This is a genomic window from Sphingomonas faeni (assembly GCF_040407505.1).
In the GTDB taxonomy this organism is placed as follows: domain Bacteria; phylum Pseudomonadota; class Alphaproteobacteria; order Sphingomonadales; family Sphingomonadaceae; genus Sphingomonas; species Sphingomonas faeni_E.
The window spans coordinates 42,719-69,528 of the sequence record NZ_JAPZPQ010000003.1; the positions used below are offsets into that span (position 1 = coordinate 42,719).

Below are 26,810 nucleotides of genomic sequence, written 5' to 3' on the forward strand. Positions count from 1 at the left end.
GCCGTTACGAGACTATACCCCGCGCCGTCCATCCGAAGCTGACGCAGCGCCCATTCCTTGAGCCCATTCCGTGAGCAGCGTGTACGCGATCGCATAGGGCGGCGGCGCGACGAACGGCCCCTCCTCCCCGCGCAACACCGCACGCACCATCTCGCGCGGCACCCACATCGCATCCTCGAGCTCGTTCACGTCGAGCGTGATCGCATCGTCCTCGGCCTCCGCGACGCACGCCATCATCAGCGACGACGGAAACGGCCAGGGCTGGCTCGCGACATAGCGCACCTTGCCGACCCGAACCCCCGACTCCTCGAGGATCTCGCGCGCGACCGCCTCCTCGATCGATTCGGCCGGCTCGACGAAACCAGCGAGTGCGGAATACCGCCCCGCCGGCCACCCCTTGCCGCGCCCGAGCAGTGCCCGCCCGTCATGCTCGGCGATCATGATCACCACCGGATCGACGCGCGGGAAATGCTCGGTCCCGCAGTTCGGGCACTTCCGCGCCCACCCCGCCCGGAACATCTCGGTCGGCGAACCGCATTTCGCGCAGAACCCATGCCGGACGTGCCAATCGATCACACTCCGCGCACCTGCGTACGTCGCTGCCTCACCGGGCGCGAGCGCAGCCAGCACCGCCATCAGCGCAGGCGACCGCATCGCCGGCGCATTGTCGACGCGCATGCCCGCCAGCAGCGCCGCGAAATGCGGCCGCCCGGTCTCGTCGAGCCCAAGCAGGATCGGCTCGGCATCGTCCGGCATGTCCGCCATCGACGTCCAGGCGAGATGCCCGTCGTCGGTCGTGCCGGGCAGCAGCCCATCAAGCACCAGCAACCGCGCACGCCAATCGCGCTGCGCCGCCGCCAGCCCTTCCGGATCGTGACGCAATGCATCGGACCGGTCGAGCGTCCCACCGGTAAACCCAGGTGCGTCCATCACGCTCATCGGCGCAACCTCGCCGCATCCTGGAGCAGCGCCGCGACCACCTGCTGGCGGAGCGGTATCCGGTCCGCCGGGAAGTAATTAACCATCACGTTGCCGCGCGAATGCTTCGCGGGATCGACCCACGCGATCGTGCCCGCCGCACCACCCCAGGCATAGGTGCCCTTGCCGGGCCCGTTCGGCGTATCCGCGAGCACGACGGAACCGCCCGCGCCGAAGCCCATGTTGCTCCCCTGCGTTCCCCCGGTGCCGCCACCGACTCCGCCGAACACGACGCCCGCCGGCAACAGGTTCGACGTCGCCAGCGCGATCGTCTCGGGCTTCATCACGCGCACGCCGTCGAGCGTGCCGCCGTCCTGGATCATGTGCAGGAACCGGTCGTAATCGCGCGCCGACATCACGAGGCCAGCGCCGCCATACGGAAAGCTCGGTTTCTGCAGGAACACCGAGTTCGCCGCCGGATCGAGCGGCGTCCGCGCGTCCCCGACGAACGCATAGTTGGTCGCCAGCCGCCCGACCTCGCTCTGCGGCACCTGCCAGAAGCTCGACTTCATCTTGAGCGGATCGAACAGCCGCGTCTGCACGAACCGCTCGAAGCTCATGCCCGACACGACCTCGATCACCCGCCCCATCACGTCGAGCCCGATCGAATAGCTCCACTTGGTGCCGGGATCGGCGATCAGCGGCAGCGTCGCGACGCGGTTGGCGAACTCCTCGAGCGACTTCGGACGCGCGGGTCGCATCTTCTCTTCCATCGCTGCGCTGACCGACAGCGGCAGGATCCCGAGCCGCTCATATTCCTTGAGCAGCGGCCCCTTGGTGACGATCGTGTAGCCGAGCCCGGCGGTGTGCGTCAGCAAATTGCGGATCGTGATCGGCCGCACGGCGGGCCGCGTGGCGAGCGACGTGTCGGGGCTGGTCGCGACCTTCATGTCCTTGAACGCGGGGATATATTTGCTGACCGGATCGTCGAGGTTGAGCTTGCCGTCCTCGACCAGCATCATCGCCGACATCCCCGTGATCGGCTTGGACATCGAATAGACGCGCCACAGCGAATCGGGGCCTGCCGCCGGAGCATTGGGGGCGTCGCTGATCTTCCCCGCCGACGGGAACAGTGTCGGACCGTCGCCGGCGCCGAACGCACCGACGATCCCCGGCATCTTGTCCTGCGCGACATAGCCGTCGAACAGCGCAGACGTCGCAGGCAGCAGCGCGTTGACCGGGATCGTCATCCGCGGTGTCGGCCGAGCCTGACGCAAAGGTTGCGGACGCGGTTGCGCCTGCTGGGCATAGGCCGTGGCGGCAGCCAATGCGGCAAGGCCCCCCGTCGAAATCCAGTGCACCAATTTCATGCAGCTCTCCGTATGGTCTTGCCGGCTTTGGCGAAAACGGTCGGGAGCCCGGCGGTATCCAGCTCGTCGATCGGCCACCATTCGCTTGCCGTTGGAACGCGCGGTTGATGCGCCTCGACCGTCGCCACCGCAAGCGTCAGTTGCAGATCGAAATGGGTAAATCCGTGCGCCACGGTCTCGTCCAGCATCCGCCAATCCGCCTGCGCCGGTGCATCCTCGAAACCGGGTGCGGCCTCACCCCAAGGCCCGGTCGGAAACGCCCGCATCCCGCCGAGCAAACCCTTGTCCGGCCGCCGCACCAGCAGCACCTGCCCGTCGCGCTCCAGCCAGAAGATCGTCCCGTACCGCTGGGGCTTGGCCGCCTTCTTCGCCTTCACCGGCAACCGCTCGGGCGCGCCCTGAGCAAAGCCTTCGCAATGCGCGCGGATCGGACACAGCAAACATTTCGGCGCGCGCGTCGTGCAGATCCCCGACCCCAGATCCATCATCGCCTGCGCGAAATCCCCCGCGCGAGTATCCGGCGTAATTGAATCCGCCGCCGCCCGAATTGCCGGTCGCGCAGCCGGCAAAGGCGTCTGAATCGCAAACACCCGCGCGACCACCCGCTCGACATTCGCATCGACTACCACCGCGCGCTCGCCAAACGCGATCGCCGCCACCGCTGCCGCAGTATATGCGCCGAGCCCCGGCAGCGCGCGCAGTTCCACCTCGGTCCGCGGAAACACACCGCCATGCTCCGCGACCACGGCCTTCGCCGCCTTCACCAGATTGCGCGCCCGAGCGTAATACCCAAGCCCCGCCCACGCAGCCATCACATCGGCATCGTCCGCCGCCGCCAGACTTGCGAAATCCGGCCACCGCGCGGTCCACGCCAGGAACCGCGGTGTCACCGCCGCCACCGTCGTCTGCTGCAACATCACCTCGGACAGCCACACCCGGTACGGATCGACCGCCTCGCCCGGCTTCGCGCGCCACGGCAGGTCGCGACGATGCGCGTCATACCAGTCGAGCAGGGCCCCGGAGACCGAAGAGCGCTTGGCGTTCACGCGTCGCCTATGGCATGGGTTCGCAGATGAGCAAGCCGCCCGTTTCTGTGCCTAAATCTGCGACGCCCAAGCCGGCGACGAAGCGCGTGAAAGGCAGGACCGACCCAGACGCCCCGCGCGAGAACCGCTCGCGCGCGGTCGCCGAGCTGCTGCCCGCGATCGGCGGCGCGGCATTCCGGCGATTCGGCTTCGTCCAATCGTCGATCGTCAGCCGCTGGCCCGAGATCGTCGGCGCGAAACTGGCGGGCGCGAGCATCCCCGAATCGATCCGCTTCCCGGTCGGCAAGAAGCAGGACGGCGTCCTCACCCTCACCGTCCGCGGCGCGCACGCCCCGATGATGCAGCACATCGCGCCCGAGATCATCGAGCGCGTGAACCGCTTCTTCGGGTACGCCGCGATCGTGAAGGTCGCGATCCGCCAGGGCGAGGTCGCCGCCCCCGTCCCACGCAAGGCCCCGCCTTCGATCCGCCCAGTCCCCGTCGATCTCGGTATGAGCCTGAAGGGCATCGCCGACCCGGAACTGCGCGCCGTCCTCGAATCCCTCGCCGCCGGCGTCGCCTCGACGCACGGCCTTCCCAGGATCAACTGATGCGCGTCCTCCTTGCCGTCTTCGCTCTCTTCCTGCTGACCGGTGCCGCGCCCAAGCGCGACTGGTCGCAGACCGCGCGCATCCTCCCCTCGGGCGCGTACCTGATTGGCAACCCCGCCGCGCGCGTGAAGCTCGTCGAATACGCCAGCTACACCTGCTCGCACTGTGCCGACTTCTCGGTGAAGTCCGAACCCGTGCTCAAGCGCCAGATGATCGCATCGGGCTCGACCAGCCTGGAGTTCCGCCACTTCATCCGCGACCGGCTCGACCTGTCGGCGGCGATCCTCGCCCGCTGCACCGGCCCGAAAGGCTTCTCCGCCACCTCGTCCGCGATCTTCGCCGCGCAGCCAAAATGGCTCGAGCGCGGGATCGAGTATCAGGAGGGCAACGCCGCGCGCCTCGCCATGTACCCCGCGGCCGCCCAGATCCGCGCCAACGCCGACGGCTCCGGCCTGACCGCGATGATCAAGGCGCGCGGGCTATCGGACGCCGCGATAAACGTGTGTTTCGCCAACCAGCCCGAGATCGACCGCATCGTCAAACTGACCGCCGACGCGCCGAAGGAGATCGACTCGACGCCGACCTTCTACCTCAACGGCAAGATCGTCCCGCACGTGGGCTGGGAACAGCTCGAACCCGCGCTCCGCAAGGCCGGCGCCAAGTAACCCACTGGAGTAACAGCATGAAGTTCGTAATCGCCCTCGCCGTCCTGCCGCTCGCGCTCGCCGCCTGCTCGAAGAACGATTCGACCGGCAACGTCGACCAGCCCGCCGCCGCGCCGGTAGCAGCCGCCGCAGCCCCCGCCGGCCAGAACTGGACCGAGACGGTCGTAAAGACCCCCGAGGGTTACCTGATGGGCAACCCGAACGCGCCGATCAAGCTCGTCGAATACGGCGCACGCTCGTGCCCGACCTGCGGCGCGTTCGGCCGCGAAGCCTACAAGCCGCTGACCGAAAAATATGTCTCGACCGGGAAGGTCAGCTTCGAATTCCGCGACTTCCTCGTCCACGGCGCACCTGACGTGGCGCTGACTTTGCTTGGCCAGTGCGGCGGCGTCGCACCGTTCTTCCCGATCCTCGAGCAGATGTACGGCAACCAGATCGCCTTCCTCGACAAGCTCCAGGCGATGACGCCAGACCAGCAGAAGGCGCTCGCCAACCAGCCGCCGACGGTCGTCGCGACCAAGCTCGCCGAACAGATGGGCGCAATCGATTTCGTCAAGCAGCGCGGGATCCCGGAAGCGAAGGCGCGCGCGTGCCTAGCGGATCAGAAGCAGCTCGAAGTGATGGCCAAGCCGACCGAGAACGCGATGCAGGCCGGGACAGTCACGGGCACGCCGACGTTCCTGATCAACGACAGGAAGCTCGATCAGGTCGTGAGCTGGGATCAGATGGAGAAGGCGCTGAAGGCGGCTGGGGCGTGAGCCGCACGCCATTGAAGCGCCCACTAAGTCCATTCGGGACGAACGCCCCACCCCACCCCCGTTCGTCCCGAGTAGCTGTCGAGTAGCTCCAACGGAGCGTATCGAGACGGCGTATCGAAGGACAGGTTGGCGTGCGCAACCCATGCTTCGATACGAGCCCTCGATACGCTTCTAAGCGAAGCTACTCGGTCTCTACTCAGCACGAACGGGTGGGGAGAAGCACCAAGTGTGGTGGGCGTGTCCAAGGCAGCCTGCCCTTCTTGTTCTCCCGCGAAGGCGGGAGCCCAGTCTGGGTCCCCGCCTTCGCGGGGACGCAAGGTTCGGGGTTCGGTTCGCGATAGGATCCAACTTTAGTCGTCGGGGGGCGCAAGAATGCAGATCAAGCGCCTCCGCATCACCGGCTTCAAGAGCTTCGTCGACCCCGCCGATCTCCGCATCGAACCCGGCCTCACCGGCGTCGTCGGCCCCAACGGCTGCGGCAAATCGAACCTCCTCGAAGCCCTCCGCTGGACGATGGGCGAAGCCAGTGCGAAATCGCTGCGCGGCGCCGGCATGGAAGACGTGATCTTCGCCGGCACCGCCACCCGCCCCCCACGCGACTTCGCCGAAGTCTCGATCCTCGCCGAAATAAGTGGTGACGAACGCGAAATCGTCCGCCGGATCGAACGCGGCGCCGGCTCCGCCTACCGGATCGACGGCCGCGACGTCCGCGCAAAGGACGTCGGCCTGCTCTTCGCCGACGCCGCCACCGGCGCGCACTCCCCCGCGCTCGTCAGCCAGGGCAAGATCGGCGCCGTCATCGCCGCCAAACCCGCCGACCGCCGCGCGATGCTGGAGGAAGCCGCCGGGATCGCCGGCCTCCACGTCCGCCGCAAAGACGCCGAGGGCAAGCTCCGCGCCACCGAAGCCAATCTCGCCAAGCTCGACGAGATCATCTCCGACCAGGACGCGCGCGCCGCCACGCTGAAACGCCAAGCCCGCGCCGCCGAACGCTACCGCCTCATCTCCGCGCAGATCCGCGTCGCCGAAGCACGCACGCTCTTCGCCCGCTGGCGCGAAGCCGCCACCGCAGCCGATGCCGCCAAAGCCGAAGCCAGCGCCGCAGAAACCCGTGTCCGCGCACTCACCGAAGCGGAACGCGCAGCCGCCGCAGACCAGCATCGTGCGATCGAAGCCGTTTCCACCGCCCGCACCGCCGCGCTCGCCGCGCGCGACCTCGTCGGCGACCTCGCCCACCGCCTCGCCGCGCTCAAAACCGAGAAGGCCAGCGTCGAGCGCAGGATCGCCGACCTCACCGACACGCGCGCCCGGATCGCCGACGACCGCGCCCGCGAAGGATCGCTCGCCAGCGACGCCGCCGCCGCGCTCGCCCGCCTCGCCGACGAGGCCAAGACGCTCGACACCGCGATCGCCGATGCCACCGCCGCGATCCCCGATCTCGACGCCGCACTCGCCGAAACCGAACGCAGCGCCCGTGACGCCGAGGTCGCGCTGGCCCAGGCGCTCGCCACGCAAGCCCGCGACGCCGCCGAAGTCCGCGTCGCCAGCGCAGCCCTCGCCGCCGCCCGCACCCGCGCCGACCGCGCCGATCGTGACGCTGCGCAGATCGCCGCCGCCCTCCGCGCCCTCGGCGACCCCGCGCCGCTAGCCGCAGAGCGCGAAACCGCCGCCGAAGCCCGACGTACCGCGACCGCCGCCGCAGAGTCCGCTCGTCAGGCCATCACCCAGGCAGACACCGACGAAGCCGCCGCGACCAGCGCGCGGGACGCCGCCGAAACCACCCGTGCCAGCGCCCGCGCAGACCTCGCCGCGATCGACAGCGAAGTGACCGCACTCACCAAGGCAACGCAGCGCAGCGGTCGGGACCGGTTGCTCGACCACGTCTCCGCCAGCACCGGCTACGAACGCGCACTCGCCGCCGCGCTCGGCGACGATCTCGACATCAACCTCGATGCATGGGCCGGCGCCGCGCCCCGCGAAGACGACCCCGCCCCGCCCGCCGACGCCGAACCGCTGGCAAAGCATGTCGACGCGCCCCCCGCCCTCGCCCGCAGGCTCGCACAGGTCTTCGTCGTCGACACCGACGGCCAGCAACACCTCGCCGTCGGCCAGCGCATCGTCACCCGAGACGGCCGACTCCGCCGCTGGGACGGCTTTACCGCAACCGGCACCGGCGCGGCCGCCGCCGAACGCCTCGTCCGCCGCAACCGCCTCGCCGCACTCCAGGCCACCCGCCCCGCCGCGGCCAAAGCGCTGGACGACGCCGAACAAACGCGCGCCGTGATCGACGAGCGGATCGCCCAGGCTAGAGGCCAGTCACAAACCGCCCGCGCCGCCCTGCAACGCGCCGAAACCGCCGCGCGCGACGCCATCCGCCAGGAGGACCGCGCCGCCGCCGCGCTCGAACGCCTCGCCACCCAGCGCGCCGACCTCGACATTCGCGCGCAGCGTATCGCCGACGACGTCGCCGACGCGCACGCCGACCGCACCCGCGCCGAAGCCGCGATGGCCGCCGTCCCCGACGGCACCGCCAACGCGCGCCAGGTCGCCACGCTCCAATACGACGCCGAACGCGCCCGCGCCGCCGTCGCGCAGGCCCGCGCCGATCGCACCACGCTCGACCGCAGCATCGCCGCCCACCGCGAACGCCTGTCCGCAGCGGAAGCCGACACCCGAAGCTGGCGCGCGCGCGCCGGTGAAGCCGCCAAACGCATCGCCGCCATGGACGCGCGCGAAACCACGCTCGGCACCGACTTAGCCGCGATCGCCGCTCGCCCCGCCGCCCTCGACGCAGAGATCGCCACGCTGGACGCCGAACACCAGGAAGCGCGCACAACCGCCGACGCGCTCCTCGCCACCGAACGCACCGCGGAAACCGCCGCCCGCACCGCCGACGACACCCACCGCGCCGCCACCGAAGCGCTCGCCGTCGCCCGCGAAGCCCGCGCCGGCGCGATCGCCCGCGTCGAAAACCACGAAGCACGCCGCCTCGATCTCGGCCGCCTCTCGGGCGAGCGCTTCCAATGCCCCGCCCCGGTGCTCCCCGAACGTCTCGGCTTCGCGGTCGCAGACGTCCACGCGCCAGCCGACGAGTCCGCCATCCACGACCGTCTCGCCACCGACCGCGAGCGGATCGGCCCGGTCAACCTCGTCGCCGAAACCGAACTCGCCGAACTCGAAGAGTCCGCGCGCGGCAACGCGGTCGAACGCGATGAACTCGGGCAAGCCGTCAACCGATTGCGTGGCTCGATCGGCACGCTCAACCGTGAAGGCCGCCAGCGCCTGCTCGCCGCGTTCGAGGCGGTGAACGGCCATTTCCAGCGCCTCTTCACCACCCTCTTCGACGGCGGCGCAGCGCATCTGGAACTGATAGACTCCGACGACCCGCTCGAAGCCGGCCTTGAGATCATGGCGCAACCACCCGGCAAACGCCTCCAGTCGCTAACGCTCCTGTCCGGCGGCGAACAGGCCCTGACCGCGGTCGCGCTGATCTTCGGCCTGTTCCTCACCAACCCGGCGCCGATCTGCGTCCTCGACGAGGTCGACGCGCCGCTCGACGACGCCAATATCGAGCGCTTCTGCGACCTGCTCGACCGCATGTCGCGCGACACCGACACGCGCTACCTCGTCGTCACGCACAACGCCGTCACGATGAGCCGCATGCATCGCCTGTTCGGCGTGACGATGATCGAACGCGGCGTCAGCCGGCTGGTCTCGGTCGACCTACAAGCCGCGACCGGACTCATTGCAACCGCGTAGGGAGACAATCCCCGTTCGCGACGTTGACCCTCGATGTTCCTCGACGAATCCAGCATCTGGCCGCGCAAGGAGGACCTGCCTCCGCGCAAGCCCGTGTATCGGCACGAGAAAGCGCTTACCCGCCTGGTCTTCGTCTATCTGTTCCTGTTGCTGCTCCTGCCCGTCAGCTTGGGCGGCATGGTCGACCTGATCCGCTACGTGTTCGGCTAACTGATCGCTGTCCTACACGCCCCGATCATGACAGCGTTCCGACGCCTCGATCGTTAGACTTTCATCCTAGGAAACCGGCCCTGCGAAAACGCTCCCAGCGTCTGCACTTTCTATACTTCACTCTGCCGCCACGACCGAGAACCGCCCCGCATCAGCGACATAGCGACAAGTTGATCTCCATCACTCGACACCCCTTTTCGCGGAACGTAAGACGAACGAATGGCCCAACTCGACACCCGTGAAAAGCTCGAGATCCTCGCCGATGCAGCCAAATACGACGCATCCTGCGCGTCGTCGGGGACGACCAAGCGCAATTCGAAGGACGGCAAGGGGCTGGGCTCGACCGAAGGCATGGGCATCTGCCACGCCTACGCGCCCGACGGGCGCTGCATCTCGTTGCTGAAGATCCTGCTGACCAACAGCTGCATCTTCGACTGCCACTACTGCATCAACCGCAAGAGCTCGAACGTCCGCCGCGCCCGCTTCACGGCGAAGGAAGTCGTCGATCTCACCATCGCCTTCTACAAGCGCAATTACATCGAGGGCCTGTTCCTCTCGTCCGGCATCATCGCGTCGTCGAACTACACGATGGAGCAGATGGTCGAGGTCGCGCGGAATTTGCGCGAGGACCATCATTTCCGCGGCTACATCCACCTCAAGACGATCCCCGACGCCGATCCCGAGCTCGTCCACCAGGCTGGGCTGTACGCGGACCGCGTCTCGATCAATGTCGAACTCCCGACCGCAAACGGCCTCAAGCGTCTTGCCCCGGAAAAGGACGGCGTCCGCATCGAGACCGCGATGGCGGAGGTGAAGGCGTCGATCATCGACGGCAAGGACGCCAAGGCAAAGTACAAGTCGGCGCCGAAGTTTGCCCCGGCCGGCCAGTCGACGCAGATGATCGTTGGAGCGGATGCCGCGACGGACGGCGATATCGTCCGGAAGGCATCGACCTTGTACGACCGCTTCGGCCTTCGCCGGGTGTATTATTCGGCGTTCAGCCCGATCCCGGATGCGAGCGCAGTGTTGCCACTGCAACGACCGCCGCTGATGCGCGAGCACCGTCTCTACCAGTCCGACTGGCTGATGCGGTTCTACGAATTCCAACCGCACGAGGTGGTCGCCGCCGCCGACGACGCGACCGGCATGCTCCCGCTCGACATCGACCCCAAGCTCGCCTGGGCGCTCAAATTCCGCGGGTCTTTCCCCGTAGACGTCAACCGCGCGCCCCGCGAAATGCTCCTCCGCGTCCCCGGACTCGGCGTTAAAGCCGTCAACGGCATCCTCACCAGCCGCCGCTGGCGCCGCCTGCATTTGGCGGACATCGCCCGGCTGACCGTGTCAGTCGCCAAGCTCCGCCCCTTCATCATCGCCGAGGACTGGCGCCCCGTGACGCTAGCGGACAAGGCCGAACTCCGACCCATCGTCGCCCCGAAACCCAAGCAGATGGAAATGTTCGCGTGACGCCGACGCGCACCCTGCCCCCCTCCCTGGAAGGAAGGGGTTGGGGGTGGGTCGGCTTGGGGCAGACGCGGCATTCCCTCGAAAGCAACCCACCCCCGGCGCCTCCCTTCCAGGGAGGAGGGAAGACATGCGCGTCGTAACCCTATCCGAACCCGACGACTTCGACGGCTGGCGTGACGCCGCACGTGGCCTGATCGCCGAGGACGTCCCCCCCGACGACGTCGTCTGGCAAGTCGGCGACGAACCCGTCGACCTGTTCGCGACCGTCGCCGAACCCGCGCCCGCCCCGCCCCCCGGCGCGTTCTCCGTCCCCCGCGCCTTTATAGACCTAGCCCGCAGCGCGATCCTCGGCAGCGATCCCGAGCGGTTCGCCCTGCTCTACACGCTACTTGCCCGCCTCCGCCGCGAACAAAAACTGATCGAGGACCGCGCCGATCCGCTCGTCCGCCGCCTCGACAGGATCGCCAAGGACGTCCGCCGCGACATTCACAAGATGCGCGCCTTCCTCCGCTTCCGCGAGGTCGAGGAAGACGGCGGCACCCGCTTCGTCGCTTGGTTCGAACCCGACCACCACATCGTCCGCGCCAATGCAGCCTTCTTCGTCAACCGCTTCGCCAGCATGCGCTGGTCAATCCTGACGCCCGAAGTCTCGATCCACTGGGACGGCAAGGCGCTCAGCGAAGGCCCCGGCGCGAGCAAGTCGGATGCCCCCGACGGCGATCCGACCGAAGAGGTCTGGAAGACGTACTACGCCAGCATCTTCAACCCGGCGCGCGTGAAGATCGGCGCGATGCTGAAGGAGATGCCGAAGAAATACTGGAAGAACATGCCCGAGACCGCGCTGGTGCCGGGCTTGCTTGCAGCGGCGCAAGCAAGGGAGAGCGGCATGATCCAAAAAGCGCGCGACAACGTCGGCGGCAACAGCCTGATCGCATGGGAAGCGCTGCGCGACGAGGCCGCCGGTTGCACCCGCTGCCCGCTCTACAAACCCGCGACGCAAACCGTGTTCGGCGAAGGCCCGGTCGATGCCCCGCTGATGTTCGTCGGTGAGCAACCCGGCGACCAAGAGGACATCGCCGGACGCCCGTTCGTCGGCCCCGCCGGCCAGATGTTCGACAAGGCGATGGCGGAAGCCGGCGTCGACCGCTCACGCGCCTACGTCACCAACGCCGTGAAGCACTTCAAATTCGAACAACGCGGCAAACGACGCATCCACGCCAAGCCCAGCGGCGGCGAGATCGACGCCTGCCGCTGGTGGATCGAGCAGGAGCAGATGCTGATCAAGCCGAAGGTGACTGTCGCATTAGGGGCGACAGCCGCGCGGTCGTTGTTCGGGAAAGTGATGACGATCGGCCGCGAGCGTGGACGGGCATTGCAACTGCCCGATGGCGGGGAAGCATGGATTACGGTGCATCCGAGCTATTTGCTGCGGCTGCCGGACCCAGCGCATGCGGCGGAGGAATACGCGCGGTTCGTCGAGGATTTGCGAACGGTAGGCGGGCGGATCGGCTGATCCTCGGCGGCATATCGTACCAGTTTACCCCCCCCGTCATCCTGACGAAAGTCAGGAACCAGAGCCACAATCGCTATCCTCCGTAACCCTGGGTCCTGACTTTCGTCAGGATGACGGAGCAAGTTAGAGCGGCGTCTCCGCTACTCACATCACGTTCGGTTCTGGTCCCAACCGGCCAGCAGGGTCGTCGAGCGCTTCGATCGCGGTCATGTCCTCGTCATCCAGCGTCAGATCCAAAGCCGCGAAATTGTCCGCGAGATGCTCGGCATCCGACGCCTTCGGGATGACCGAAAAGCCGTTTGCCAAATGCCACGCCAGGATGACCTGCGCCGCACTCCGACCATGCTTGTCCGCGATCCGGACGATCGCGCTGTCCTGCAACAATGTCTTGCCCTGCCCCAACGGGCTCCAGCTCTGCGTCACGATGCCATGCGCTTCATGATACGCACGCTGCTGGTGCTGCTGGAAATTCGGGTGAAGTTCGATCTGGTTGACCGCCGGCGTCACGCCGGTCGCAGCGACGATCGCGTCGATATGTTCGGGAAGGAAGTTCGACACGCCGATCGACTTGGCCTTCCCGGCATCGCGCAGCGCGATCATATCCTTCCATGCTTCGACATACTTGTCCTGCTTCGGCACCGGCCAGTGCATCAGGTACAGGTCGACCGACTCGACACCGAGCAGCGCAAGGCTCTCGTCCATCGCCGCTTCGGCGTCACCCTGCCGGTCGTTCCAGAGTTTGGTCGTCAGGAACGCGTCCGAGCCCTTGTAGCCGTCACCGACGCCACGCTCGTTCTCGTAGATCGCGGCGGTGTCGACCAGCCGGAAGCCGATATCGAGCCCGGAGCGGACGATCGCCGCAGCCTGACTGTCGGGAATCTGCCACGTGCCCATGCCGAGCTGGGGCATCGTGCGGCCGTCGTTCAGTGTAATATCTGTCATGCCGCAAACAGCGCACGACACGGCCGGCGGTTCCGATTGGCTCTTCCCTTCCGCGCCCGGTTCGCGCAATCGACCGAGCCATGTTCGAAAAGATTCTGGCCGTGCTGGCCACCTTCACGATCGGCGTCATCTCGTCGGGTGGCTATGTCGGCATCGCGCTGCTCATGGCGATCGAGAGCGCGTGCATCCCGCTGCCGTCCGAGATCATCATGCCCTTCGCCGGCTATCTCGTCTCGACCGGGCGGTTCGACCTGTATCTCGCCGCGACCGCGGGCGCGATCGGATGCAATCTTGGTTCGATCGTAGCGTACGAGATCGGTAAGCGCGGCGGCCGGCCGATGGCCGAGCGCTGGGGTCGCTTCGTCCTGATCGGGCCGGGCGAGCTCGACGCGGCGGACCGGTTCTTCGCGCGCTGGGGCTCGGCTGCGGTACTGATCGGCCGCCTGCTCCCCGTGATCCGCTCGTTCATCGCCTTCCCCGCCGGAGTGGCGCGGATGAAGCTGGTGCCGTTCCACGTCTACACGTTCATCGGGTCATGGCCGTGGTGCTTCGGGCTGGCGTGGGTCGGCATGAAGCTCGGCGACAAATGGGACAGCGATCCGCGCGTGAAGGCCGCCTTCCACAGCGCCGACCTGCTGATCGGCGTCGTCCTGATCGCACTCGTCGGCTTCTATATATGGCACCGGGTGCGCGGACTGAAGCACCACCCGTAACCGCGGTGCGCTGTTCTATACGATAGCCTTGGATTTGCGTTCCTCCTCCCAACAGGAAGAGGAACGATGATCATACTGTTCAGGGCAGGACAGGCACTTCTGCGGCGCGCGTCTTGTTTTCCAGGCGCGATTCGCGAACGCGCTGGCCGAAGCAGCCAGTGGCACCGCCGGCGCCGACTGCAGAGCAGCTGCCGATCGTGTTGACGCCCGACCCGGCGTCCATCGTGCCCTGCGCTTTGGTCGCCCAGCTTGCATTCTCGGGCGTGACGACGAACTCGCGGAGTTCCTTTGGAACGCGGTATTGCTCCTGCGCGCTGCGGCGGACGCAGACGACGATCTCTTCGCCGTTCTGGTTGGTCGGGCAGCGTTCGTTGCCGAATAGCGTCAAGACGCCGTTGATGGGCGCACTGCGCGAGACTTCGCCGGGGGCCGAAATCGGCTTCGACTTGCCGGTAGCGCCGGGCAGAGCCGGCGCCAGCGTCGGTCCCTTGGCGGGTATCTGCGCCAGCGTTGGCGGCGCTACGGGGCGAGCAGGTTGCGCCGTCTGCGCCGCAACGGGTCCGGCGACGAGCAACGCCGTCGCAAAAAGCATTTTCATACGCATCACTCCCACAATCCGTACTTCAGTCACTGGCCGTATCTCATTGTATCGGCAGTATCTCAGATCCGCTTGGCGGTCGCGATCGCGACCTTGCAGCCGAGCCGGATCGCGGCGCTCAACACCGGATAACCCGGAGTCTCTTCGGCCCCCGCAGCGATCGCGGTGGCCTTGTGCTCGAGTTCCTCGGCCTGGAAATCGAGGATCGCTGCCGATAGCTCGGGATCGCTGGCGCCAAGCTGAACGAGCTGTTCCTCGTAATGCTTGTCGATTTCGGTCTCGACCGCGGCCGTGCACGCCATCGCAGCTCGCGGGCTGATTGCGGCCGTCACGGCGCCTAGCGCGAAGCCCGCGACTTTCCAGATCGGCTGCAGCACCGTCGGGCGCACGCGGCGCTCCACGATCATTTTGTCAAAGAACGCGCGATGCCGCTCTTCCTGCTGCGCCATGTGATGGATCGAGCGCGATGCCGGGTGGCGATCGCCGAGCACCGCAAGCTGGCCCGCATAAATGCGGATCGCGCCGTATTCGCCGGCTTGGTCAACGCGAATCATCGAATCCGTCGCCCGCTTGGCGTCTCCTGGCTTCCAGCCGCTCATCTCGTCTTCCTCATGAGTGCGAATATGGTGAACGCACCGACGAGGGAAAAGATCGCGTTGAACCCAGCGAGCGAAATGCCGAGCAGCTTCCACTGTGGCGAGTCGCAACGCACCATCGGCGCGTTCATGATCGCGGCGAGGCGCTCGGCGGCGGTCGTGCCGGCCATCGACACGGTCGTGGTGCAGGCGGTAAAGCCGTTCCACCAATGATATTCGACGCCAGCATGCGCGACGCCGATCACCCCGCTGAGACCGATCAACAGCCCGGCAATGATCACCAGCGACGCCCGCAGCGAACGGCCGGGGACCAAGAACGTCGCGCCCGCTATCAGCACTGCCGAATAGTGTGGCCAGCGCTGCCAGTGACACATCTCGCACGGATAGAGCCCGCCAAGATATTGCGAGCCGAGCGCGCCGAGCAGCAGGAACGCCGGCAGCAACAACGCGATGGCGCGCGCGATCTCTTCGTTCTTGGTCATGCCAAGCCCGCGACGCACGCTCACTTGGTGGGCGCCTTGGTGGTGTCCGTGGGATCGGGCTTGATCGGGCGCGGCTTGGTCGCGGCGGCGACCTGCGTTGCCCCGCCGAGGCGCGCGACCGTCTTCAGCGCATAGTAGAGCTGGAAGTCGTCGATCCCCTGTTTTTTCAACTGGTCGGGGGTCTGCGAGAAGCGCGGATCGGTCTTAGTATCCTCCTCGAGCACCGCGTTGTCCGCCTTCACCTCGTTGATCAGATGCTTGCGCAGGTCCGCCTCGCGGAACACCGGGCGCGACTTGTAATCGGGATCGGTGAGCTGCGGCACCTTGATGTCGGGCTCGATCCCGCCTTCCTGCACCGACCGACCCGACGGCGTGAAGTAGCGCGCGGTGGTCAGGCGGAGCGCGGTCTCCGGGCCGAGCTGGAGCACGGTCTGCACCGAGCCCTTGCCGAAGCTGCGCTCGCCCATGATCAGCGCGCGGTGATGATCCTGCAGCGCGCCGGCGACGATCTCGGACGCGGACGCGGTGCCGGGATCGGTGAGGACGACGACCGGCAGGCCGTGCGCGTCGTCGCCGGGCTTGGCGTAATAGCGCTCGATATCAGTCTTCTCGCGGCCGCGCTGCGAGACGATCTCGCCGTGATCGAGGAACGCGTCGCTGACTTCGATCGCCTGGGTCAGGAGGCCGCCGCCATTCTCGCGGAGGTCGACGACGTAGCCGAGCGGGCGGTGGCCGAGCGACTTGTCGATCGCCATGATCGCCGCACGCGTATCGGCGCCGGTGTTCTCGCTGAAGGTGTTGATGTTGATATAGCCGACGTCGCCGCGGACTTCCCACTTCACCGGCTTCTGGACGATGATCTCGCGCATCATGGTCACGTCGAGCGGCTTGTCGCGGCCGGGACGGACGAGGCCGAGCGTGATCTTGCTGCCGGGCTTGCCGCGCATCTTGCCGACCGCCTCGTCGAGCGAATCGCCGTAGATCAGCTTGCCGTCGATATGCGTGATGTAGTCGCCGGATTTGACACCGGCACGAGCTGCGGGGGAGTCTTCCTGCGGGGCGACGACCTTGATCGCGCCGTCCTCCATCTGCACCGTCAGTCCGAGGCCGCCGTAATTGCCTTCGGTCATGATCCGGAGGTTTTCGTAGTCGAGCGCATCGACATAGCTGGAGTGCGGATCGAGGCTGGCGAGCATGCCCTGGATCGCGCCCTTGATCAGCGTCTTGTCATCGACCTTGTCGACATACTCCGCCTTCACGCGGTTGAACACGTCGAGGAACTGGTCGAACTCGCGGTAGGTGTCGGTGTCGACTGCCGCCATCGCGGAGGTGGCGAGCGGGATCAGCGTCAGCGCGCCGACGATCGCAGTCGCGGCAAGGAACGGGGTACGCAGTATAGGACGAGGCATCGATGGTCCTGCAACCTGAGAAATGACGTGTCGTACGGTCGTGACGGCGTAGCGTAGCGGAACGCTGGCGGCAACGCGCGCGCGGAGTGAAGGCGGGTCGGGGTTAATGGGGGCTGACTGGGACGCTTTCGATCCTCCCCCGCCAGGGGGAGGTGTCGCCGAAGGTGACGGAGGGGGAGGACACGGGGCAGCGGTTTCGCTTGCCTCCCCCTCCGTCTGGCTAACACCAGCCACCTCCCCCTTGCAGGGGAGGATCGAAAGCGGCGCTCATCAGATTTGGGCGGCAAGTCTCCTCCACCGTGCTCCGTCATGCCGAGCTCGTTCCGGCATCCACGGTTCCGCACGATCGAGAGACTTGGGTTTGCGGAACGGTAGCTCCCCGGAACCAATCCAGGGTGACGGGGTGGTTTTGGGAAAGTCGGGCCACGCAATCGGATGCTGATCTCTCCGCGCCGATCAGCGCACCCCTATTAGTGCAGCCACATCGACAGGTCGCCCCCGACGGCGGAGCTCGACGGTGATGCTCGGATCTTCGCGGGGGGCGGTGCCGAGCGGCGCGCCCATCGCGACGCGGTCGCCGGGCTTTGCGGAGGTTGTCGCGAGGCCCGTGACGAGGCTGGTCCAACCGTCGGCGTGGTCGATGATGACGATCGTCCCGTAGTCGCGGAAACGACGCGCGTAGCGGACCGTGCCAGCCGCGGGTGCGACGACGCGCGCGCGGGGGGCGGTGGCGAAGGTCAGGCCGCGCGATCGGACACCGGAGTCCGAAACCTCGTCGAAGCCGGTGACAAGCCTGCCCGTCACCGGCGTGCGGTACACGCCGCGCGGTGGCGCCGGGGGCCTGGTGCCGGGCGCGACCGGGCGGGGGATCGGGCCGGCGAGCGCGATCAGGCTGGCTGCGGTCGCCTTGGCGTTGGTGGTGGACGCCATGCCGTCGACGAGATCGCGTGCACGTTCGCCAAGCGCCAGCGCGCGATCGGACTCGCTGAGCGCGCCGCGGCCGAGCGACTGGCTGCGCTGGCGATGGCGCGCTTCAAGAGTGGCCAGCGCGATGCGGTCGTTCTCCAGGCGCGCGCGACCGTCTGCCAAGGCCTTGGCGGCGAGCGTGGCGCTGGCTTGCAGGCGTCGCGTTTCGGCGAGTTCGATGCGGACGGCTTCGGTACGCCGGCGGACCACGGGGAGCGCGCTGCCGAGCACCGCGCGGACATGGACGAGGTCGTCGACCGATCCGAGCTGCGCGACCGCGACGATCGTCGGACGGCGTGCCAGCGATTGCAGCGCCGCGAGCAGCCGTGCGACGGGCGCTTGCGCACGGCCGAGCTTGGCGCGTTGATCGGACAGCAGGCGCTCGACCAGCGTTACGCGCGCACTGGCGGTGGCCAGATTCGCTTCGGCGGCGGTCACGCGGGCAGCGAGCGCCTGCTCTTCCCGGCGCGCCTTGTCGGCGGCGTTGCGCTCCTGCGTGGCCGCTGCGGCGAGCTTGGCGGCGCGGGCGGCGGCGAGCGCGGCGTCGCGTTTCGCCGCGACCAGCCGTTGCTGCTCGGTCGCCAACTCGGGCGCGTCAGTCTGTGCGGTTACGCCCGCCGCCGCGAACAGCGCCGCGATCGCGAGAACGCCCCCTACCCTCATGCATCACCCTTCGCGGTGATAGGGATGGTTGGCAAGGATGCTGGTCGCGCGGAACAGTTGTTCGGCGAGCATCGCGCGGGCGAGCAGATGCGGCCAGGTCGCTCGGCCGAACGAGAACAGCAGGTCCGCCTCGTCGCGCGCCGCATCGTCGAAGCCGTCGGCAGCGCCGATCATGAACCGCGCCTCGCGCACGCCGTCGTCGCGCCATCGCTCGAGTTTCTGCGCGAACTGCGTCGAGGACAGCGTCTCGCCCTTCTCGTCGAGCAGGATGCGCCTAGTCTGCTCACCGACCAGCGGGATCTTGCCGCCGGTGTCGGGAAGCTCGCTGACCTTGGTCCGCCAGACGATCCGCTTCAGATAGCGGTCGACGAGGTCGGCCTCGGGCGAGCGCCCGATCCGACCGCGGGCGACGATGTGGAGCAGCACCGCCGCCTCGAAGTGGGTCTAGTCTTCGTCGGTAAAGGTCGGCACGGGCGGCGGCGCCGGTGCGTCGCCGAATGCCCACATCCGCTCCAGATTGTAGAAGCTGCGGACTTCGGGGCGGAACAGGTGGACGATGACGTCGGTCGCGTCGATCAGCACCCAGTCTGCGGTCGGCAGGCCTTCGATCTTCACGGGGCGCTTGAACTCGGCCTTGATCCGCTCGGCCAGCTTCTGCGCCATCGAGGCGACCTGACGGGTCGAACGACCACTGGCGATCACCATGTAATCGGCGATGCTGGTCTTGCCCGCGAGCGGGATCGAGATGGTCTCGACCGCCTGGTCGTCGTCGAGCGACGCGAGGATCAGGCGATGCAGCGCCTCAACCTCTTCGGGGTCGGTCGCGCGAGGGGCAGTAGGGGAAGTGGCCAAGTCAGCTCCTGGGTAAGACTACCGGACCAGCAACGTGCTGAACCCAGTCGGGATTTTTGGCACGCAGGCCGGTTGCGGAGGTCGGGTCGGGTCGGAAGCGCAACAGCACGAGGGCCGGCAATCTCCACGTCGTCCAGCTCTTCGCATGGTCTGTGCGCCGTTGGAAGCGCCGCAGCCAACCCATCGCGGGGGCCGCGAGGGCGCGCCCGTCATATCCCGGACGCGCGATTACCGCAATCGGAACCTCGCGGGCGATCTGCCGCCAGTTCTTCCACCGGTGAAAGTCCGCGAGATTGTCCGCCCCCATCAGCCAGATGAACCGGATTTTCGGGTAGCGGCGCTTGAGCTTGCGGATCGTGTCGAGCGTGTAGCGAGTGTGCAGCCGCGCCTCGAGATCGGTCGCGCGGATCGGTGCGCGGCGGGCCATATGCCGGGCGGATGTGAGGCGCGCGGGGAGCGGCGCCATGTCGTTGGCCGCGTCCTTGAGCGGGTTGCCGGGGGACACCAGCCACCACGCCTCGTCGAGCGCGAGCGCGTCGATCGCCGCAAGCGTAATGCCGCGATGCCCGCCGTGCGCGGGATTGAACGACCCGCCGAGGATGCCGACGTGGGTCATAGGAACTGCTGTCGATCACGCGCGACATGAATGACGCGGACGATGAACAGGTCATCGTCCGCCAACCGATAGAGCAGGATGTAAGGCGTACCTGCGACGCGCCATTTACGCAGTCGGGTATTTGGCACCGCCGACCCCGCGCCCGGATAATCCGCCAGAAATCTGGCTGCGTTTACCGCCGAGGTGCCAACCCGGCTCGCGGTATTAGGATCGATCTTGTCGAACTCGTCATTGATCGTCGCAAGATCGGCCTGCGCGTCGCGCGACCATCTTACGCCCCTCATGCAGCGTCGGCGGTCTTATGCCGTTGCGCAAACCAAGCTTCCATTTCCTCCTGGGTGAGATAATCGCCTCGCGCGATCGAGTCCTCGCCGGCCTGAATGAAGTCGAGAAATTCGAGTTCTTCGTCGACGCGACGCGCGATCGCTTCGGCGGCGATGGCACTAGCGCCGACGCCGCGGCGCTGCGCCAGTGTTGCGAGTTTGTCGGCAACGCCGGGTTCGATCGCGATCATCAAGGTCGATGCGTCCGTCATGTCGCGAACATGCGCTTTCCACCTCTTACAATCAACCACGCACCTGGCCGGTGCCGCGGCCGATCCATTTGTAGGTGGTGAGGCCTTCGAGCGCGACCGGGCCGCGAGCGTGGAGGCGGCCGGTGGCGATGCCGATCTCCGCGCCGAGCCCGAACTCGCCGCCGTCGGCGAACTGGGTAGAGGCGTTCCAGAGGACAATCGCGCTGTCGACTGAGGTCAGAAAGCGCTCGGCAACCGCCGCGTCTTGGGCAACGATCGCGTCGGTGTGATGCGAGCCGTGGCGTGCGATGTGCTCTACCGCGCCTTCAAGTCCATCGACGATCGCTACCGAGGCGATCGCGTCGAGATACTCTGAGTCCCAATCGGCCGCCGTGGCGGCTACGATCTCGGGAACGAGGACACGCGCGCTTGCGTCGCCGCGGACTTCGCAGCCCGTTGCAGCGAGTCTTCGGATCAGGGCGGGTGCGTCCGCATAGTCACGGTCGACCAGCAGCGTTTCCATCGACCCGCAGACACCGGTGCGGCGCATCTTCGCATCGACGACCACGGCCTTGGCCATCGTGGGATCGGCCGACGCATGCACGAAGACATGATTGATGCCATCGAGATGCGCGAGGACGGGCACGCGCGCTTCGGCCTGGACGCGCGCCACGAGGCTCTTGCCGCCGCGGGGAATGATCAGGTCGATCACCCCGTCCGCCTTAAGCATCGCGCCGACCGCCGCGCGATCGGTAGTCGGCACGAGTTGTACCGCGTCGACGGGCACCCCGCCCTCTTTCAGTCCCGCCACCAGTGCCGCGTGGATCGCGCAATTGCTCTTCACCGCTTCCGACCCGCCGCGCAGGATCGCGGCGTTACCCGCCATTACGCACAGTGCCGCGGCGTCCGCGGTGACGTTGGGGCGGCTCTCGTAGATGATGCCGATGACGCCGATCGGTACGCGGACACGCGAGAGTTTGAGGCCGTTCGGGCGCTCGCTGGAATCGATCACCTGCCCGACCGGATCCGCCAGCGCTGCCACGGCCGCGACGCCGTCAGCCATCGCCGCGACCCGCGCTTCGTCAAGCCGTAACCGATCGAGCAGCGCACCCGACAAACCTGCCTCGCCCGCGCGCGTCATGTCCTCCGCGTTCGCCGCAACGATCTCAGCGGATGCCGCTCGGATCGACTCCGCCGCCGATGCAAGCGCCGCGGCTTTAAGCGCCGACGGCATCGCCGCTAGAACCAGCGCGGCAGAGCGCGCGCGCGCGCCCATTTCAGCGATCATTTCGGTCGGGTTTTCTACGTCGGCCATAGTCGCCGCGGTAACATGCGAAGCCTCTCGCGCCAACGTCGCGAACTCGTTACGCTACCGATATTGCAGGGGGACGCATGACTGGGGATATCGGGGCAGCGGCGGATATCGCCACGGGTACAATCGTCGGGCGCGCGTTCGAACCGAGCGCGGGCGAAGCGCATGGCACGCATACCGGCCATGGTCCGGCCGCTGCGCTGTGCCTGAATTGCGGGACGCGGTTGCTGGGCGAGCACTGCCATGCTTGCGGCCAATCGGCGCACGTCCACCGCTCGCTGGGCGGGATCGGGCATGAGATTGCTCATGGGGTTTTCCATTTCGAAGGCAAGATATGGCGGACCTTGCCGCTGCTGGTGCTGCATCCGGGTGCGCTCACGCGGCGGTACGTCAATGGCGAGCGGGCGCGGTTCGTGTCGCCGCTGGCGCTGTTCCTGTTCACCGTCTTCCTGATGTTCGCGACGATCGGCGCGGTCGGCGGCGAAATGACGAAGGACTTCATCCGGGACGAGCGCACCGGCAAGACGTCCGACTATGCGCGCGAGGCCGCCAGGGCTCGCCTCGCGCTGAACAAAGTCGAGGCGCAGCAGGAGGTTGCGAAGCGTGCACCCGCCAAATATTCGGGAGAACAGCTTGCCACGCTCGATCGGCAGGCGAGCGCGCTCCGTACCACTGTCCGTGCACTCGGGGTCGCCGCGGATATGCAAAATGGCGGCGCCAACGGTACGCTGGTCGACCTGGGCGATTTCAAGACCGGCTGGGAACGGCTCGACCACGGGATCGCCAAGGCGAACGGCAATCCGGGCCTGATGTTCTACAAACTGCAGACCAGCGCGTATAAATACAGCTGGGGGCTGATTCCATTATCCGTGCCGTTCATGGCGCTTCTTTTCCTCTGGCGACGCCGACATCACCTCTACGACCACGCTATTTTCGTGACCTATTCGCTCGCGTTCATGATGCTCCTGACGATCGTGTTGATCATAGCGGGCGTTATAGGCGTCGCGGAGGGCTGGATCGTTATGGCGGCGATGTTCGTGCCGCCAGTTCACATGTTCGCGCAGCTTCGGGGGGCTTATGAGTTGCGGAAGTGGTCGGCGGCTTGGCGAACGGTGGCGCTGTTGACGTTCGCGTTCACGGTTTTGCTGGCGTTTATCGTACTGCTGTTGCTGCATGGTTTGACGGACTGAACGTTATTAGGGCGGGTCCTGCCAACTCCCGTTCGTGCTGAGCGAAGGCGAAGCACCTGCGTGCGGGGCATGCCCTTCGACTTCGCTCAGGACGAACGGATGAAAGAAGACCTTCTCAACCTCTCCCAGACATCTCAACGGCAGGGGTAGAGGTTCGCCAGGACGCGGGCGTAGCCGTCCTTGAGGGGGCGTTTCTGGTAGCTGGCGGGGAGTTCGTTCAGGCCGTCGAGCATGTCCATGATGCCGACGGACTCGCCTTCCGGAACGCAGGCGATCGGTGGCTTGCCGGCGGCGGCGCGGGCGGCGCGTTCTGCCTTCAACTGATTGGTTGCGGCCTTGGCTTCGGCCTTCAGGGCGGGGAGGTCGGGCGACATGAGCGCCATCGGGCCCTGGTCGCGCAACGCATTGGCGCGGGCCAGGAAGGTGCCGACGGTTATCGCCGCGCTTGCCGGCATTGCCGCGCCGACCATGAGCAATGCTGCGACGACAGCCTTGGAACGCAAATACGACATGGGCGGCCTTTCCGAGAAAAGACCGCCCATAGAGCTACTTAAGTGACTGTCCGGTGAACCGGATCACGCCCCCAAAGGGGTTGGCGTCCCGAAAGGTCCCGACGGACGGCGGGTCTTGGGGATCGACGTGCCCGCACGCGGGACGGTCGACGCCTTGGCACCCGGATCCGGACGATCGAGATCCTCGCCGGCGATCAGCTTCTTTATCTCGTCACCGGTCAGCGTCTCGAACTCGAGCAACGCGCCGGCCACGGTGTGGAGCTGGTCGACATGATCGCTCAGCACCTGCTTGGCACGGTCGAGACCGCCTTCGACGATCCGCTTGATCTCGTCGTCGATCAGTTGCGCGGTCTGGTTCGACATGCGCGACGGACGGCTCGACGAGTAACCCAGGAACGACTCGCCCTCAGGCTCGCCGTACTCGAGCGGGCCGACCTTGTCCGACATGCCCCAGCGCGTGACCATGTCGCGCGCCAGACCCGTGGCGTACTGGATGTCGCCCGAGGCTCCGCTAGACACCTTGTCGTAGCCGAAGATGACTTCCTCGGCGACGCGGCCGCCCATCGACACGGCGAGGTTCGCGTACATCTTATCGCGGTGATAGCTGTACGAGTCCCGTTCGGGCAGACGCATGACCATGCCCAATGCACGACCGCGCGGGATGATCGTCGCCTTGTGGATCGGATCCGAAGCAGCCTCGTGCATCGCGACGACGGCATGGCCGGCCTCGTGATACGCGGTCATCCGCTTTTCATCGTCGGTCATGACCATGCTGCGACGCTCGGCGCCCATCATGACCTTGTCCTTGGCCTCTTCGAACTCGGCCATCGCGACCAGGCGCTTGCCCTTGCGCGCCGCATGCAGCGCTGCCTCGTTGACGAGGTTGGCGAGATCGGCACCCGAGAAGCCGGGCGTGCCGCGTGCGATGACGCGAGCGTCGACGTCGGGGGCAAGCGGCACCTTCTTCATGTGGACTTCAAGGATCTTGATGCGACCCTCGATATCCGGACGCGGCACCGTGACCTGCCGATCGAAACGGCCCGGACGCAGCAGCGCCGGATCGAGCACGTCGGGACGGTTGGTCGCGGCGATGATGATGATGCCTTCGTTCGCCTCGAAGCCGTCCATCTCGACGAGCAGCTGGTTCAGCGTCTGCTCGCGCTCGTCGTTACCGTTGCCGAGACCGGCACCGCGATGACGACCCACAGCATCGATTTCGTCGATGAAGACGATGCAAGGTGCGGACTTCTTCGCCTGCTCGAACATATCGCGGACACGGCTCGCGCCGACGCCGACGAACATCTCGACGAAGTCGGAGCCCGAGATCGTGAAGAACGGCACGCCGGCTTCACCCGCGATCGCGCGAGCGAGCAGCGTCTTGCCGGTACCGGGCGAACCGACCAGCAAGGCGCCCTTGGGGATCTTGCCGCCGAGGCGTGCGAACTTGGTCGGGTCCTTGAGGAACTCAACGATCTCCTCCAGCTCTTCGCGAGCCTCGTCGATGCCGGCGACGTCCTGGAAGGTGACCTTGCCCTCCTTCTGCGTCAGCATCTTCGCGCGGCTCTTGCCGAAGCCCATCGCGCCCGAACCCGAATTCTTCTGCATCTGCTTCAGGACGAAGAACGCGATGCCGAGGAACAGCAGGAACGGCAGCGACTGATAGAGGAGCAGCGCCAGCATCGACGGGCCCTCTTCGGGCTTCGCGCTGATCGAGACGCCCTTCTCGCGCAGCTTCGGCACGAGCGTCGAGTCTGGGATTGGGTACGACTTGAACTTCTCGCCCGAGGACAGCGTCCCCGAGATGATATCGCGCGAGATGTTGACGTCCTTGACGGTGCCCTCGTCGACCTTGTCGAGGAACGCCGAATACGCGATCGTGTTACCACCCGACGCCGCGGTGCGGCCGTCGAACATGGTCACGAACAGCGCCAGCGCGAGCAGGATGCCGACCCAGATCAGCAGGCTTTTCATCCAAGGATTGCCGCCGCCGTTTTCGGGACCGCCATTGCCGGGGCCGCCGTTTCCGGGGCCCTGGGGCTTCTGACCGCGGTTGTCGTTGTCGCTCATGGGTGCACGATACCTTTCACCGCACAAGATAAGCGTGCGCAGGTTAATGGCAATGGAACAACGCGCGACTTGCGTTGATCAGTGTGAACGGACGGGCGCGCTAAGCGGTTCGGCGCGGTGGTGCCTCGCGGAAGCGCCAGACGTCGCCGCGAACGCTGGCGATGATCCCGGCTTGAGTGGTCCGTTTGCCGGTCATCAGCGAGTCGAGCAGGCTTTCGATATTGGCGGCCTCGGTCCATTCGGGCGCGACGATGCCGGCGTCGGTGCGGACCGTGCCGATCGCGCGGCGCGCGAGGCGGCGAAGGATTTCGCGAGGCAGGTTCTCGACCGCGAGCTTCACCTCGCCGCCGCCGACCTTGGCACGTTCGGTCCAGATCCAGTCGACCATCGCGCGGACGTCGGTGTCGGTCTCGGCGAGCGCCGCGGCGGCGCGCGCGAGATTAGGCGTGCCGAGCCATTCGTTCTGGTCGAGCAACCGGCGGAAGCGGGTGCGATCGTGACGGTCGTCGTGGTTCGAGGGATCGTCGAAGAACGGTACCTCCGCGCGGCGGACGATCGCGCGGAGTTCGGCGCGGCGCCAGTCGAGCAAGGGGCGGACGACCGTTACGCCGTGGACTTCGGTGCGGGCGCGGACGCCGGCGAGACCGGCCAGCCCCGACCCGCGGGCGGCGCGCATGAGGAACGTCTCGGCCTGGTCGTCGGCGTGGTGGCCAGTCACGAGCGCGCCTGCTCCGATCACACTGGCGTGATCGGTGAGGAGGGCGTAGCGCGTGGTGCGGGCCTGCGCCTGGATGCTGGCGCCGGTGATCGGTTCGCTGGGGGCGAGCGTCGCGTGGGGGATACCGAGCGTGGCGCAATGCGCGGCGACCATCGCGGACTCCTCCACCGCTTCGGGGCGGAGGCGGTGGTCTATGCTGGCGACCGTGAAGCCGGGGGGGAGGGCTTCGTGCGCGAGGGTGAGCATCGCCATGCTGTCGGGGCCGCCGGAGACGGCGAACAGCGGGTTGGTGATGTCGCCTGCCAAGCGCGCGAAGTCGGCGGCGAAGCGGCGTCCTTCTTCGGTCATGCGAAGACAGTCCTGACCG

Annotated in this window: 27 protein-coding genes; 9 read left to right on the plus strand and 18 right to left on the minus strand. The window is 66.9% G+C overall.

Going from position 1 to position 26,810, the window contains the following annotated elements; genetic code table 11:
* Positions 1–12 precede the first annotated feature (12 nt).
* From nudC to mutY, 3 genes are read right to left on the minus strand one after another with little or no spacing between them, the layout of a single operon-like run.
* Positions 13–930, minus strand: coding sequence for an NAD(+) diphosphatase (nudC, locus tag O6X71_RS10975; RefSeq protein WP_353466233.1), 918 nt, complete (start codon positions 928–930; stop codon positions 13–15).
* A 5-nt stretch (positions 931–935) separates the two neighbouring features.
* Positions 936–2,288: a serine hydrolase domain-containing protein gene (locus tag O6X71_RS10980; protein WP_353465921.1), complete on the minus strand. Its 1,353-nt coding sequence runs from the start codon at positions 2,286–2,288 to the stop codon at positions 936–938.
* Positions 2,285–3,334, minus strand: coding sequence for an A/G-specific adenine glycosylase (gene mutY / locus O6X71_RS10985; RefSeq protein ID WP_353465922.1), 1,050 nt, complete (start codon positions 3,332–3,334; stop codon positions 2,285–2,287). Before mutY ends, O6X71_RS10980 begins: the two co-directional genes overlap by 4 nt.
* Positions 3,335–3,360: 26 nt before the next feature.
* Between mutY and O6X71_RS10990 the strand changes: the two genes are divergently transcribed.
* The 7 genes from O6X71_RS10990 (at position 3,361) to O6X71_RS11020 (ending at position 12,293) form a co-directional block, all read left to right on the plus strand.
* Positions 3,361–3,924: a DUF721 domain-containing protein gene (locus O6X71_RS10990; RefSeq protein ID WP_192976822.1), complete on the plus strand. Its 564-nt coding sequence runs from the start codon at positions 3,361–3,363 to the stop codon at positions 3,922–3,924.
* Positions 3,924–4,589, plus strand: a complete 666-nt coding sequence (locus O6X71_RS10995; RefSeq protein ID WP_353465923.1) for a thioredoxin domain-containing protein — start codon at positions 3,924–3,926, stop codon at positions 4,587–4,589. Before O6X71_RS10990 ends, O6X71_RS10995 begins: the two co-directional genes overlap by 1 nt.
* A 17-nt stretch (positions 4,590–4,606) precedes the next feature.
* Positions 4,607–5,347, plus strand: coding sequence for a thioredoxin domain-containing protein (locus O6X71_RS11000; RefSeq protein WP_353465924.1), 741 nt, complete (start codon positions 4,607–4,609; stop codon positions 5,345–5,347).
* 372 nt (positions 5,348–5,719) lie between these two features.
* The gene (locus O6X71_RS11005; protein ID WP_353465925.1) at positions 5,720–9,106 is read left to right on the plus strand and encodes a chromosome segregation SMC family protein; all 3,387 of its coding nucleotides are present in this window, start codon (positions 5,720–5,722) and stop codon (positions 9,104–9,106) included.
* Between the two features lie 33 nt (positions 9,107–9,139).
* Positions 9,140–9,316, plus strand: a complete 177-nt coding sequence (locus O6X71_RS11010; RefSeq protein ID WP_353465926.1) for a hypothetical protein — start codon at positions 9,140–9,142, stop codon at positions 9,314–9,316.
* 219 nt (positions 9,317–9,535) lie between these two features.
* Entirely contained in the window at positions 9,536–10,780 is a 1,245-nt protein-coding gene (locus O6X71_RS11015) for a putative DNA modification/repair radical SAM protein (RefSeq protein ID WP_353465927.1), read from the plus strand.
* A gap of 127 nt (positions 10,781–10,907) precedes the next feature.
* Positions 10,908–12,293, plus strand: coding sequence for a UdgX family uracil-DNA binding protein (locus O6X71_RS11020; RefSeq protein WP_353465928.1), 1,386 nt, complete (start codon positions 10,908–10,910; stop codon positions 12,291–12,293).
* Between the two features lie 144 nt (positions 12,294–12,437).
* Here the strand turns inward: O6X71_RS11020 and O6X71_RS11025 are convergent, their stop codons facing one another.
* Positions 12,438–13,235 carry an aldo/keto reductase gene (locus O6X71_RS11025; RefSeq protein ID WP_353465929.1) on the minus strand — a complete coding sequence of 266 codons (798 nt, stop codon included), beginning with the start codon at positions 13,233–13,235 and terminating at the stop codon, positions 12,438–12,440.
* Between the two features lie 80 nt (positions 13,236–13,315).
* Between O6X71_RS11025 and O6X71_RS11030 the strand changes: the two genes are divergently transcribed.
* Positions 13,316–13,948, plus strand: coding sequence for a DedA family protein (locus O6X71_RS11030; RefSeq protein WP_353465930.1), 633 nt, complete (start codon positions 13,316–13,318; stop codon positions 13,946–13,948).
* Between the two features lie 79 nt (positions 13,949–14,027).
* Here the strand turns inward: O6X71_RS11030 and O6X71_RS11035 are convergent, their stop codons facing one another.
* From O6X71_RS11035 to O6X71_RS11085, 11 genes are all read right to left on the minus strand, one after another.
* Positions 14,028–14,546, minus strand: coding sequence for a hypothetical protein (locus O6X71_RS11035; protein WP_353465931.1), 519 nt, complete (start codon positions 14,544–14,546; stop codon positions 14,028–14,030).
* Positions 14,547–14,608: 62 nt separating this feature from the next.
* A complete protein-coding gene (locus O6X71_RS11040; RefSeq protein WP_056061210.1) occupies positions 14,609–15,145 on the minus strand; it encodes a demethoxyubiquinone hydroxylase family protein in 537 nt (178 codons plus the stop codon).
* Positions 15,142–15,624: a disulfide bond formation protein B gene (locus tag O6X71_RS11045; protein ID WP_353466234.1), complete on the minus strand. Its 483-nt coding sequence runs from the start codon at positions 15,622–15,624 to the stop codon at positions 15,142–15,144. Before O6X71_RS11045 ends, O6X71_RS11040 begins: the two co-directional genes overlap by 4 nt.
* Positions 15,625–15,644: 20 nt before the next feature.
* Positions 15,645–17,033, minus strand: a complete 1,389-nt coding sequence (locus O6X71_RS11050; RefSeq protein ID WP_353465932.1) for a S41 family peptidase — start codon at positions 17,031–17,033, stop codon at positions 15,645–15,647.
* Positions 17,034–17,489: 456 nt separating this feature from the next.
* The gene (locus tag O6X71_RS11055) at positions 17,490–18,662 is read right to left on the minus strand and encodes a murein hydrolase activator EnvC family protein (RefSeq protein ID WP_353465933.1); all 1,173 of its coding nucleotides are present in this window, start codon (positions 18,660–18,662) and stop codon (positions 17,490–17,492) included.
* 3 nt (positions 18,663–18,665) lie between these two features.
* The gene (locus tag O6X71_RS11060) at positions 18,666–19,088 is read right to left on the minus strand and encodes a 23S rRNA (pseudouridine(1915)-N(3))-methyltransferase RlmH (protein WP_353465934.1); all 423 of its coding nucleotides are present in this window, start codon (positions 19,086–19,088) and stop codon (positions 18,666–18,668) included.
* An 18-nt stretch (positions 19,089–19,106) separates the two neighbouring features.
* Positions 19,107–19,514 (minus strand): ribosome silencing factor, encoded by a 408-nt coding sequence (rsfS, locus tag O6X71_RS11065; RefSeq protein ID WP_056061225.1) that lies wholly within the window; start codon positions 19,512–19,514, stop codon positions 19,107–19,109.
* A gap of 1 nt (position 19,515) precedes the next feature.
* The gene (locus tag O6X71_RS11070) at positions 19,516–20,130 is read right to left on the minus strand and encodes a nicotinate-nucleotide adenylyltransferase (RefSeq protein ID WP_353465935.1); all 615 of its coding nucleotides are present in this window, start codon (positions 20,128–20,130) and stop codon (positions 19,516–19,518) included.
* Positions 20,127–20,414: a type II toxin-antitoxin system RelE/ParE family toxin gene (locus tag O6X71_RS11075; RefSeq protein ID WP_353465936.1), complete on the minus strand. Its 288-nt coding sequence runs from the start codon at positions 20,412–20,414 to the stop codon at positions 20,127–20,129. Before O6X71_RS11075 ends, O6X71_RS11070 begins: the two co-directional genes overlap by 4 nt.
* Positions 20,411–20,665, minus strand: a complete 255-nt coding sequence (locus tag O6X71_RS11080) for a hypothetical protein (RefSeq protein ID WP_353465937.1) — start codon at positions 20,663–20,665, stop codon at positions 20,411–20,413. The genes O6X71_RS11075 and O6X71_RS11080 overlap by 4 nt, the downstream gene beginning before the upstream one ends.
* Before the next feature lie 31 nt (positions 20,666–20,696).
* The gene (locus tag O6X71_RS11085) at positions 20,697–21,995 is read right to left on the minus strand and encodes a glutamate-5-semialdehyde dehydrogenase (protein ID WP_353465938.1); all 1,299 of its coding nucleotides are present in this window, start codon (positions 21,993–21,995) and stop codon (positions 20,697–20,699) included.
* A 41-nt stretch (positions 21,996–22,036) separates the two neighbouring features.
* On the opposite strand from O6X71_RS11085, the gene O6X71_RS11090 reads away from it, so the two are divergent.
* Positions 22,037–23,146 (plus strand): DUF3667 domain-containing protein, encoded by a 1,110-nt coding sequence (locus tag O6X71_RS11090; protein ID WP_353465939.1) that lies wholly within the window; start codon positions 22,037–22,039, stop codon positions 23,144–23,146.
* 134 nt (positions 23,147–23,280) lie between these two features.
* Here the strand turns inward: O6X71_RS11090 and O6X71_RS11095 are convergent, their stop codons facing one another.
* The 3 genes from O6X71_RS11095 to tilS form a co-directional block, all read right to left on the minus strand.
* Positions 23,281–23,658: a hypothetical protein gene (locus O6X71_RS11095; protein ID WP_353465940.1), complete on the minus strand. Its 378-nt coding sequence runs from the start codon at positions 23,656–23,658 to the stop codon at positions 23,281–23,283.
* A 63-nt stretch (positions 23,659–23,721) separates the two neighbouring features.
* Entirely contained in the window at positions 23,722–25,629 is a 1,908-nt protein-coding gene (ftsH, locus tag O6X71_RS11100) for an ATP-dependent zinc metalloprotease FtsH (protein WP_243644099.1), read from the minus strand.
* A 196-nt stretch (positions 25,630–25,825) separates the two neighbouring features.
* A complete protein-coding gene (gene tilS / locus O6X71_RS11105; protein ID WP_353465942.1) occupies positions 25,826–26,791 on the minus strand; it encodes a tRNA lysidine(34) synthetase TilS in 966 nt (321 codons plus the stop codon).
* Positions 26,792–26,810 lie beyond the last annotated feature (19 nt).